This is a genomic window from Arthrobacter sp. H5, from assembly GCF_000520595.1.
In the GTDB taxonomy this organism is placed as follows: domain Bacteria; phylum Actinomycetota; class Actinomycetes; order Actinomycetales; family Micrococcaceae; genus Arthrobacter_D.
Window position 1 is genome coordinate 70,082 of sequence record NZ_KI914983.1, and the last position, 8,926, is coordinate 79,007.

Below are 8,926 nucleotides of genomic sequence, written 5' to 3' on the forward strand. Positions count from 1 at the left end.
CAGGGCTGTCCGCCGATTTTCGCCGACGCCGCCGACTACGAGCGTCGGATTCAACGGCTGGTGGACACGGGCGTCATCATCGACCGTGGCGTCCTGACCTGGGTCGCGCGGCTCTCCGACCACTACCCCACCCTTGAGGTCCGGACGGGGGATGCCCAGCTGGAGGCACAGGACTCAGTGCTGATCGCGGGACTGATCCGCGGCCTCGTCGCCACGGCCGTCAAGGATGCGGCCACCGGCATTCCTTATCCCGATCCCGAGCATGAGCTCCTCGACGCCGCGCAGTGGCAGGCCGCGAGGGAAGGCTTGGCCGGCGTCGTCGTCAATCCGGTCACTGGGAAGCTGGTGCCCGCACGGGAGCAGATGGATCGATTGCTTGAGCACATCGATGGAGCGCTTGAGGATGCCGGTGATGCGCGCTGGGTGGAGGCCGGCCTGAAAACCGTGTGGGAGCGGGGCACGGGGGCAACGAGGCAGCGCCGAGCCATGGAGCAGGGCGGGATGTCCGCCCTGGTGAACCTGTACAGCGAAACCCTGACGGCTGAGCGCTGATCTGGTCACGGTGGGCGACAAGGAGAGCCCCAGCGAACGCGCGGAGACCTATCCCACCCGGAGGATCCTTGCCTCCCACGGGCGCAGGACCATGCAATCCCCTGGCTGGTAGTTACTGAGAATCAGCTCGCCGGCGGGAGATCCATCCGGGAGCGAAATTGCCTCCCCGGACACGTTGCCGAGCACCAGCAGCCTCTCCGCACCCCAGGTCCGCGTGAAAGCGTAAAGCGTGGGATGGTCCGCGTAGAGCAGGTGAAAATCGCCCAATCGGACAACCTCCTCCTTATGGCGAAGGTCGATGAGCTGCCGGTAGTAGCCAAACACCGATCGCTTGCCCGCGCGGTCTATCTCGGCGTTGATGTCTACATAGTTCGGGTTGACGTCAATCCACGGCACACCGGTGGTGAAACCCGCATGCTCGGCGCCGGACCACTGCACCGGCGTGCGGGCATTGTCGCGGCTCATGATCCTCAGCGACGCCAGCACCTCGGCGGGGTCCTGGCCCAGGTGTGTAGTGGCTTCGTGGAAGTGGTTGATTGACTCCAGGTCCCGGAAATCGGCAATCGATTCGAAGGGAACGTTGGTCATGCCCAATTCCTCACCTTGGTAGATATAGGGCGTCCCCCTGTGCAGGTGCAGGATGGTGGCCCACAAAGTCGCCGACTCCCAGCGGTACCGCGCATCGTCGCCGAACCGTGAGACCAGCCGGGGCTGATCATGGTTGTTCAAGTACAGGCTGTTCCACCCGGTGTCCGCCAGCCCCTTCTGCCACCGGTTCCAGGACGTTTTCAAATCCCGCAGGTCAAGGCCCTGGTAGTCCCACTTGCCACCTGGGCCATAATCCAATCCCACGTGTTCAAACTGGAACACCATGTCCAGTTCCCGCCGCTCAGGGTCGGTGAATAGCCTGGCGTCCTCAATGGTGACACCGGGCATCTCACCCACTGTGATCAGCTTTGCCTCCCGCCCGTGGAACACCTCACGGTTCATTTCCTGCAGGTACTCGTGGATGCGCGGACCCGACGCAAAATGCGGAGCGCCGTCTCCCCAGAGACTCCCAGGCGGCACCATGCCATCCGGAAGAGAGATGTCCTTGGAGATGTAGTTGATGACGTCCATCCGGAAGCCGTCCACTCCCCTGTTGAGCCACCAGTTCATCATCTGGTATACGGCCGTCCGGACTTCGGGATTCTCCCAGTTCAGGTCCGGCTGCTGCGGCGCGAAGAGGTGCAGGTAGTACTGCCCGGTGGTTTGATCAAGGGTCCAGGCGGGACCGCTGAACGCCGAGCCCCAGTTGGTTGGTTCGCCGCCCTTCTCTCCAGGATCGAAGCCCACCCGCGCGTCCTTCCACCAATACCAGTCCCGCTTGGGGCTGTCCCTGGAGGAAGCTGCTTCCCGAAACCACGGATGTTCGTTGGACGTGTGGTTGACCACCAGGTCCATGACCAACTTCATCCCCCGGGCGTGGACTCCGCCTAGCAGTTCATCGAACTGCTCCAGCGTCCCAAAGGTAGGGTCGACCTGCTGGTAGTCGCTGATGTCATAGCCGTTGTCGTGCTGAGGAGATGCGTAGATGGGCGAAAGCCACAGCACGTCAACTCCGAGATCCGCAAGGTAATCCAGCTTGCCGATGATGCCGCCCAGGTCCCCTACGCCGTCGCCGTTGGAATCGGCGAAGCTGCGCGGATAGATCTGATAGACGACGGCGCCGGTCCACCATGCGGGTGCAATCTCGCTCATGTGCTCGAACCTCTCGTTGCTGATGGAAATGACCCCGCACTAGGCAGTCAGGCAGACCGTGGTGCCGCCGTCGTCGTTGTTGCCCTTCGTTCCGCTGGCGTTCAGCGGCCCTCGTTCCGGCGCACCAATCCGAGGATCAGGCAGAACAGTCCCAGACCAAGCGGCAGCAGGGTGTAGAGGGTGTGGGTGCCACCAACGTAACTCATGATGAAGATATAGATGAACGTCCCCACCACCAGGATCAGCCCGGCGGTGACCAACGCGCGCCCCCGGTTCGGCGGCGGAAGCGGGGGGAGCCAGGAAGGCTGATCATCCGTCCAGTTCATACAGCAATCCTACTGTTGCCGCGCTCACCCGCGGACACAGCAAACGCCCTCCCCGCAAGGGGAAGGGCGTTGCCAGTCAGTGGAGATGGCGGGAATTGAACCCGCGTCCGATGCAGTGTAGTCAGGGCTTCTCCGGGCGCAGTTTGCGTCGGTTTTTCTCAGCTCCAGCCATCTTGCAAACGGGTGGCTGCCGAGCTCAGTTGCATAAAAGTCCCCCCGGTTCCTGCAACAAAAACCGGGAGCAGTGGCCCTCTAAATGACGCCAGGATCCGGGACGAGAGCATTCCCGGACTGACGGACTCGGTCTACTGCTTAGGCAGCGAGAGCGAAGTCAGTGCGCTTTTGTTCGGCACTTATTGTTTTACAAGGAGCGTTTACGAGATAACCTTGTAGATCCTCGGCCCGCTTCCCCTGTCGCGACTAACATCGTCGAAACCTGTCATCCCCGTATGTAGTTATCAAATTCCCGAATTTCCCCGGGACCTACAAGTGTAACGCACCCCCAGCAGGAAACATTCCTCAAAACCCGATCCCGAAGATCACTATCTGCGCCTGCCAGAGCATCAGCACCACAAAGGAGACAGCGACGAACGCCAGGCCAAGCGCTGCAAGGGCCGTTGTAGCCGCCTGCTTGCGGCGGAAACTCCACCAGAAAACGGCAACGTTCAGCAGGACCAGTGCGGGTGAGACCCACACGATCAGCTGCGCCAGATAGACGTAGATCAGGAAGAAGAACGGGATCAGCGCCAGGATGCCCACAGGGACAATGGCAAAGAGTAGGAGAAGGTCGAGGATGGCGCCGGCAGTAACCCACCAGGGCCGCTTATATTTGAGCTCCGACTCCTCGACCTCGTCCGCCGGATCCTGTGCATCCCAAAAGACATCGCTCATGCCCTAGGCACCGAGGTTCTTCTCGCGTATTGCCCGAAGCGCCTCACGGTTGTCCTGCTTCTCGCGGAGTGTCTGGCGTTTGTCATATTCCCTCTTGCCGCGTGCAACAGCGATTTCAACCTTCGCGAGTCCGTTCAAAAAATACAATTGGAGCGGAACGATCGTGTATCCGCTTTCGCGGATCTTATGCGAAATCTTGGTTAGCTCGTCCCGGTGCAGCAGGAGCTTACGACGGCGGCGGGCGGCATGGTTGGTCCAGGACCCTTGCGTGTACTCGGGGATGTGAATTCCTTCGAGCCAGAGTTCGTCGTTGTAAAAGACCGCGAAGCCGTCCACCAGCGAAGCCCGTCCCGCGCGCAGCGATTTAACCTCGGTTCCCTGCAACGCGATTCCTGCTTCATAAGTATCGAGTACCAGGTAGTCGTGCCGGGCCTTCCGATTGGTGGCCACTACCTGACGGCCACTTTCCTTGGGCACGGTCAAACTCCTTCACTAGCGCGGAACGTTGCCCTGGGCGTACTTCCGAGCAACAACGCGTACCAGTCTAAGCCTTTCTTCGGCTACATGACGCCCAACGGGTCAACCAGGCTGCCGTTGAGCACTGTTTCAAAGTGCAGGTGACACCCGGTGGAGTTCCCGGTAGTTCCCGTGTAACCAATGAGCTGGCCGGCGCTGACGTTCTGGCCAACAGATACCGTGTAGCTGGCCAGGTGGTAGTAGTTGGTGGCCAGGGCATTTCCTTGGACCACTCCGTGGTTCAACACAATCCGGTTTCCCGTGCCGGGCAGGACATTGGAATCCGCGTACCAGACCTCACCGGATGCCGGCGCGTACAGTGCGGTACCGCAACCCACTCCATAGTCGATGCCAGTGTGGGAATATCCACCCGTACCATTCCAGTCGATGCTTCCGAGCGGCGTCGACCTCCAGCCAAATCCCGACGTGATGGGGCCGCTGACCGGCGCACGGAGCCCAAACGCGGACGGGCTGCCCGTGGATGGCGGTTCGATGACGGGGGCAACGGGTGGCGGAGGCGCAACCGGCGCAGGCGCAACCGGCGGTGGCGGCGGTTGATTCGCGGCCGCGGCGGCCGCCTCCGCAAGGCGGTTGGCTTCTGCAGCTGCTGCCTCGGCCTGCCTTCTCTCCTCAGCCGCGGCGGCCGCCCGGCGTTCGTTCTCAATCCGTGCCCGCTCCTCCGCCTCCGCCTTGAGCCGCGCCTCTTCGCGTTTGCGCGCCTCTTCGATCAGCCGGCGCTGACGCTCGGCGATATCTGCGGTGACCTGCTCATGGGCGGCTTCAACCTTCGCAAGTTGTGCTTCGATGACGGGCTTCTGCGCCTTCAGCTTGTCGGACAGCGCCGACGTGTCGGAAATCAGCTTGTCCACCTTCGCCTTCTCTGCTGCGGCTTCATCGCGGGCCACCTGCTCTGCAGCCAGGGCAGCCTCAGCTTTGGCCTTAAGGTCGCGGATCTCCTCCTCCACGGCCACCAGACGGGCTTCCGAGTTCATATTCATTGCATTCTGCTGCGCAAGCTCTTCGACAGCAGCATTCTGGCTGCGGAGTGCCTGGTCCACCATGTTGAGCGAATCGCCCAGACTCTCAGGCCCTTCCGATCCGAAGATCAGCGACAGGCTCGAAGGCACTCCCCCGTTCTTGTAGGCCTGTGTTGCAATCTGCCCAATGACTTTGCGTGTCTCGGTCAGCTCTTCCTTGTCCCGGTCCAGCTGTTCAGTGATTTTGTTTTTGGTTTCCTGGGCAAGCGCTACCCGTTGTGCCAGCGCGGCAACCTCGTTGGTAGCGGCTTCCACCCGTCCCTGGGCATCGGCAAGAGACTGCTGGGCCGCCGGCAGCTCACCCTGGTAAACGCGCAACTGGGCGATCGTTTCGGTGATGTCCGCGTCAAGGTATTCAATGGACTGCTGGACTTCCGCAATTTCATTCTCGAGCGTGGACTTGCGGTCATCCAACTCATCGGCATAGACCGGTCCGTTAAAGCCGAGGGCCAGAGCCACCACGAGGGCCAGGGAGGTGCCCGCCACCACCTTGATGACGGCGGGTCTTTGGGCATGGGGGATGAAGCCGGTGTTCACAGAACGCATGTGTTCTCTCTTCTCTCTGCACATCACTCTAAACCTTCAAGTAACGTCTGAGGGTTAGGAGAGAGGAAATTCCAGCGAGAACCACTCCCAGTAAAAATAACAGCGGAATCAGCAGCAGCACGTCCTGCGCCGAGATGAAACCCATTTCCGGGTACTCTCGCGACAGCCAATCCCCTCCAAAGCGCAGCACCACCCAGAGGGTCGCAGACGCAATCGCTGCCCCGACGGCGGCAGCGATCACCCCCTCCAGGACAAAGGGCAACTGGATCACCGCCTTGCTGGCTCCAACCAGCCGCATGATTCCGGTCTCCCGGCGCCGGCTGAAGGCGGACAGCCTGATGGTGGTGGCAATGAGCAGCACGGCTCCAATGCTCATGACGACGGCGATCGCCAGGGCTCCCAGTGACGCCAGGTTCATCGCCGAGAACACCGGTTCAAGAACCTCGCGCTGATCACGGACCAGGTCCACGCCGGACTGCGACGAGAAGGCCTCGTTGATGACCTCATATTGCTCCGCGTTGACCAATCCAACCCGGAACGATTCGGGCAACTGGTCCGCCGTGACTGAATCGACGATGGGCGAGTTGGCAAGCTGATTACGGAAATGGACCAGTGCTTCATCCTGCGACTCGTAGACCACGGTGTCCACGTATTGGCTGAGATCGTCGGATTCGAGTTTCGTGCGGATCTCGTTGCGCTGTTCGTCGGTCACCGGACCCGCTGCGCAGCTGGGCGAGGTGGAGTTCTCAACGCAGAGGAACACCGCAACCTGGACGCGGTCGTACCAGAAGCCCTTCATCTGGTTGATCTGCAACTGCAGCAGGCCTGCCGCCCCCACGAAGGTGAGCGAGATGAAAGTTACCAAAACAACGGAGATGACCATGGCCAGGTTGCGGCGCAGTCCGGAAGCAATCTCGCCCATGATGAATGCAAACCTCATTCGACGGTCACACCCTCGCGGCCAATGTAGATCCCCTGGGCGTCGTCGCGGACAACCGAGCCGTCCCGAAGTTCCACCACGCGTTTGAGCATGGTGTTCACGATGTCGTCGTCGTGGGTTGCCATCACCACTGTGGTGCCGTTCTGGTTGATCTTGTCCAGCACCTTCATGATTCCCATGGAGGTGGTGGGGTCAAGGTTTCCGGTGGGCTCGTCCGCGAGCAGGATCCCCGGGCGGTTGACGATGGCGCGGGCTATGGCCACGCGCTGTTGCTCGCCACCGGAAAGTTCATGCGGCATACGGTTGTTCTTGCCCTCCAGTCCAACGGTCTGAAGCACATCGGGCACGGTTTCGCGAATCACGGCGCGGCTCCTGCCGATCACCTGCATAGCGAAGGCGACATTGGCGAAGACCGTTTTGTTAGGCAGTAGGCGGAAGTCCTGAAACACCACTCCAATGCCCCTGCGCAGTCTGGGCACGCGCCAGCTGGGAATGTTGGCAACGTTCTGGCCTGCAACATAGACCGCGCCCCGCGACGCACGGTCCTCTTTGAGGACGAGCCGCATGAACGTGGACTTACCGGAGCCGGATGCACCAACGAGGAAAACAAACTCGCCGCGGTCCACCTCAAGGCTGACTGACTCCAGCGCTGGTCTCGATTTCTGATCGTAGAGCTTGGTGACCTTCTCGAATCTAATCATGACTTCTTTACGCCCATATGCTGCTGCCAGTGCACGGGCATTTGCTTGGGGAAAGAAAGCACCGGCAACTCGACTATAGTCAGCGCCTTGTTGTATTCCGGCGCATCATTGCGGTGTGTCGCGCGCTCAGAATCCGCGCCACTACGCCGATGTAGCCACCCCGGGTGTGGCTGAAAGCGTGGCTGCCTCTACGGCGAGCCGTCCTCGGCGTTGCGGTTGTTGGCGCGCCAGCGGATTCCAGCGTCGATGAAGTCGTCGAGCTCGCCGTCGAACACCGCCGAAGGATTGCCCTCTTCGTGTTCGGTCCGCAGATCCTTGACCATCTGGTACGGGTTCAGAACGTAGGAGCGCATCTGATCGCCCCAGGATGCCTTGACGTCACCGGCGTGGGCCTTCCGTTCTGCGTCTTCCTCCTGCTTCTTCACCAACAGCAGACGGGACTGAAGCACGCGAAGGGCTGCCGCCCGGTTCTGGATCTGGGACTTCTCGTTCTGCATGGACACCACAATGCCCGTGGGGATATGCGTGAGGCGCACCGCCGAGTCGGTGGTATTCACGGACTGCCCGCCAGGTCCGGAGGAACGGAAGACATCCACGCGGATTTCGTTATCGGGAATCTCGATGGAGTCCGTCTGCTCTATGAGCGGGATAACTTCGACGGCGGCGAACGAGGTCTGCCTGCGGCCCTGGTTGTCGAAGGGGCTGATCCGCACCAGCCGGTGGGTGCCGGCCTCCACGGAGAGTGTGCCGAAAGCGTAGGGGGCCTTGACCTCAAAGGTTGCCGATTTGAGCCCGGCCTCTTCGGCGTAGGACGTATCGAGGACCTGGGTGGGGTAGCCGCGGCGTTCCGCCCAGCGCAGGTACATGCGCAGCAGCATTTCGGCAAAGTCTGCAGCGTCCACACCGCCGGCGCCGGAGCGGATGCTCACCACGGCCTCCCGCTCGTCCCACTCCCCGGCCAACAGGGTGACCACTTCGAGCTCGTCCAGTGCCCGCCCCAGCGAGGTGAGTTCCTTGACCGACTCGGCCCGGGAGTCGTCGTCGTCCTCGTCCTGCGCGAGCTCCACCAGGACCTCAAGGTCGTCGATGCGGGAAGTGAGTGATTCCAGCCGTTCCAAGGCAGACTGGCGGTGTGAGAGACGCGAGGTGATCTGCTGGGCCGCCGACGGGTCGTCCCAGAGGTTGGGCTCCCCCGCCTGTTCGCTGAGCTCCGCTATTTCAGTGCGGATGGATTCGATGTCCGATACTGCCTCAATGGACTCGTACTTTGCTCGAAGGGCGCGGATCTCTGCGGGAAAATCGATTTGTGCCATGGTGCAATAAGCCTACGTCATGGGGTTGGCCGGGCGGCTACCGGGTCAGGGTGGGACGCGCCTCGGCTACGGCGGTGATCGGGATGCCGGCGGGTACCAGGAAGTTGACCACCGGCGGATGCACGACGGCGGTGAGCACCACCCGCGCGGTTTGAGCGTCGGGCGCGCCCGTGCCCGAATCCAGTGCCAGCTGATTGAAGCGCGGGGCCGCCCCGGATCGTTCCAGGTATCCCTGGGCGGATGCCTTTACGCCCGCCGCGGTGAGACCGGGCTGCGGCTCGCCTCCCGCTGAATCCACCTCACTGACGCCGAAGCTGTCGGCCGCCGCCAGCGATGCGCCGTCGGCGGCGGAGAGCAGCTTCTT

At 61.7% G+C, this 8,926-nt stretch carries 10 protein-coding genes and 1 other RNA gene; 1 reads left to right on the forward strand and 10 read right to left on the reverse strand.

The annotated features are described in order from the left end of the window. The coding region (locus Y708_RS23135) for a carboxylate-amine ligase (protein ID WP_035775425.1) at positions 1-552 on the forward strand (552 nt) is incomplete at its 5' end. A 48-nt stretch (positions 553-600) separates the two neighbouring features. Here Y708_RS23135 and Y708_RS0105640 read toward each other — a convergent pair. From Y708_RS0105640 to Y708_RS23140, 10 genes are all read right to left on the reverse strand, one after another. Further along, positions 601-2,292, reverse strand: coding sequence for a glycoside hydrolase family 13 protein (locus Y708_RS0105640; protein ID WP_173401503.1), 1,692 nt, complete (start codon positions 2,290-2,292; stop codon positions 601-603). A gap of 101 nt (positions 2,293-2,393) precedes the next feature. Beyond that, complete coding sequence (locus Y708_RS0105645) at positions 2,394-2,618, reverse strand: hypothetical protein (protein WP_028279175.1); 225 nt, start codon at positions 2,616-2,618, stop codon at positions 2,394-2,396. A gap of 77 nt (positions 2,619-2,695) precedes the next feature. Continuing rightward, positions 2,696-3,065: a transfer-messenger RNA gene (ssrA, locus tag Y708_RS28185) on the reverse strand. Positions 3,066-3,137: 72 nt separating this feature from the next. Continuing rightward, a complete protein-coding gene (locus Y708_RS0105650) occupies positions 3,138-3,509 on the reverse strand; it encodes a hypothetical protein (RefSeq protein ID WP_028279176.1) in 372 nt (123 codons plus the stop codon). Positions 3,510-3,512: 3 nt separating this feature from the next. Further along, on the reverse strand, positions 3,513-3,986 hold the full coding sequence (gene smpB / locus Y708_RS0105655; RefSeq protein ID WP_028279177.1) for an SsrA-binding protein SmpB: 474 nt from the start codon (positions 3,984-3,986) through the stop codon (positions 3,513-3,515). Positions 3,987-4,069: 83 nt separating this feature from the next. After that, on the reverse strand, positions 4,070-5,608 hold the full coding sequence (locus tag Y708_RS0105660; protein ID WP_028279178.1) for a M23 family metallopeptidase: 1,539 nt from the start codon (positions 5,606-5,608) through the stop codon (positions 4,070-4,072). Between the two features lie 28 nt (positions 5,609-5,636). Further along, on the reverse strand, positions 5,637-6,548 hold the full coding sequence (ftsX, locus tag Y708_RS0105665) for a permease-like cell division protein FtsX (RefSeq protein ID WP_028279179.1): 912 nt from the start codon (positions 6,546-6,548) through the stop codon (positions 5,637-5,639). Next, the gene (gene ftsE, locus Y708_RS0105670) at positions 6,545-7,249 is read right to left on the reverse strand and encodes a cell division ATP-binding protein FtsE (RefSeq protein WP_028279180.1); all 705 of its coding nucleotides are present in this window, start codon (positions 7,247-7,249) and stop codon (positions 6,545-6,547) included. The genes ftsX and ftsE overlap by 4 nt, the downstream gene beginning before the upstream one ends. Before the next feature lie 188 nt (positions 7,250-7,437). Next, complete coding sequence (gene prfB, locus Y708_RS0105675; RefSeq protein WP_028279181.1) at positions 7,438-8,562, reverse strand: peptide chain release factor 2; 1,125 nt, start codon at positions 8,560-8,562, stop codon at positions 7,438-7,440. Between the two features lie 37 nt (positions 8,563-8,599). Continuing rightward, positions 8,600-8,926, reverse strand: a 327-nt coding sequence (locus Y708_RS23140) for a hypothetical protein (RefSeq protein ID WP_035775411.1), incomplete at its 5' end; no start/stop codon positions are given.